Origin of the sequence: Enhygromyxa salina, from assembly GCF_000737335.2 — a bacterium.
In the GTDB taxonomy this organism is placed as follows: Bacteria; Myxococcota_A; Polyangia; order Nannocystales; family Nannocystaceae; genus Plesiocystis; species Plesiocystis salina_C.
Genome location: NZ_JMCC02000258.1, coordinates 1 through 1,844, shown reverse-complemented (window position 1 = coordinate 1,844; position 1,844 = coordinate 1). Strand labels below are relative to the sequence as shown.

The following is a 1,844-nucleotide window of genomic DNA, read 5'->3' as shown; positions in this document are numbered from 1 at the left end:
TTGGGTCTAATACGCCGTGAATTTTCGCTCCGAGGGACCCTCGGAGCCCTGGTTGCCGGGCCGTCGTGTTGCAACCGGTGGCTTCGCCGCGAAAACGGAGCGAGTGATCCCGTGAAGGCGGTGTTCTTGGGCGAACTCGTGGGCGCGTCGCGTGGCGACGAAAAAATCGTCACGCTGACGAGTTTTTCGTCAGGGCCGCGAGAACCCACCGTGAGACCACCGGGGTGCAACACGGTCGAATTTCGGTCACGTGGGCATCGATGTTGCTGACGATTTTCTCGTCAGTTGCAGCAGCTCGATGACTCGCGGCTCTCGAAGAAACCCATTAGTTCGTGCTTCGAGGCACGATACGCGGGAACAAGTAAATGGCGGAACGGTGGCATGCGCCGTGCACTGAGCCCCGCCATGTTCCGATATCACCAATCCATCATGGCGGCACAGGTCCTCTCCGTCCTCGCGCTGCTCGGCGGCTGCGCCAAGGAGGAAGAACTGAACCCCATCTGTGAGTTCCTCGTCGACGCCGATGAATGCAAGGATTCGCTCGGGGACACGGGCGAAGACGGAGACGAACAGCTCCCGCCCCCTCCCTGCACGCTGAGCGGCGACGGCTACCCGCGGACCGTCTACCAGTGTGCTGGCGAATTCTCGGCATCAATCTCGTTCAACACCCTGCTGGGTGACTGCGGACAGACCATCGGTGATCCGTCGTGGTGCGACGAGGTCCATGAATTCGGCCCGTTCGCCGAGCCCTACGAGCTGTCGGCGGTCGTCGCCTGCTGCGACGCCGAACAACCAGTCGACCAGGACACGGTCGTGACCCACTGTGGCTCCGACTTGATTGAGCAGATCTGTCGGTCGATCCCTACCCGGATTCAAAACCTGATCGATGCAGGTGCGTTCCCGGTGGGCGAAAACCAGGCCCAGAAGCTGCAAAACTGGCTCGCCGAAAACCAGCAGGAGTGCTACCTGGCGCTGAACAATCCGACTGACGTGCCCGGCATACTCGACCCCGCCTCCTGGCTCGTCAACGACGGCAAGAATGGGAACTGGCCGGGGCTGAACAACTTCAGGATCACCGTCGACCACGCAGAGGTCGGCTCGGCCTCGCTCCCGGACGATCCGGACACCTACCTCAGCTGCTACGACAACGACGTCAACAACACGGAGATCTTTGAGAGCATCGTGCCAACGTCCCCTGGCATCAACCAGATCTTGCACCTGGGCGAGTCGTCGAGCGGCTCGATCATGGGACCCGAGGTGCTTGGGGGGCGGGTCTCCGGGACAGGTAGTTTCCAGTCCCAGGCGAGCGCGTGCGTCGACCCCTGGTGCTCGCGGCTGGAGATCACGACGGACGGACCCACGGGCTACTGGACCCTCGAGGAGCTCGAGCTGTTTGCTGACGGCCCTGTCGAGCTGACCAACGGGACGTCCGTCGTCCCGATCGAGCGGTCGGCGATCCGGCTGTACCAGGTTGGCCTCGGCACGATCCGGACCGACCGCGCCGGCAGTCAAGTCTTCGCAGTCGAGGCTGGCGACGCGCACTTCGTCATCAGCGGGGTCGGCGGAGGGATTGTTGCCGACTTGCGCTGGGGCCGAAACGCGTCCCCGATCACGGCTCACCAACACGGCGACAGCTGGATGCTCGATAGCTTCGTCATCGAGCATGTTGACGCCGACGCAAACAGCTGGACCATCACCGTCCCGCGAACGACCTGGAACTAGACGGGAACGAACAAGTGCACGGCTGCCCCCGACCGCTCGTTCCTCGGACGAGCGGTCGGCGGTCTGGTAGGATGAGCTTCAATGAGAACCAAGCCCATGCTGATGCTCAGCGTCGTGCTGGC

1 protein-coding gene is annotated in these 1,844 nt (G+C 62.9%); it reads left to right on the top strand.

Annotated elements, in window-relative coordinates; translation table 11 throughout:
- Positions 1–405: 405 nt before the first annotated feature.
- The gene (locus DB30_RS40725; protein ID WP_165704189.1) at positions 406–1,722 is read left to right on the top strand and encodes a hypothetical protein; all 1,317 of its coding nucleotides are present in this window, start codon (positions 406–408) and stop codon (positions 1,720–1,722) included.
- Positions 1,723–1,844 lie beyond the last annotated feature (122 nt).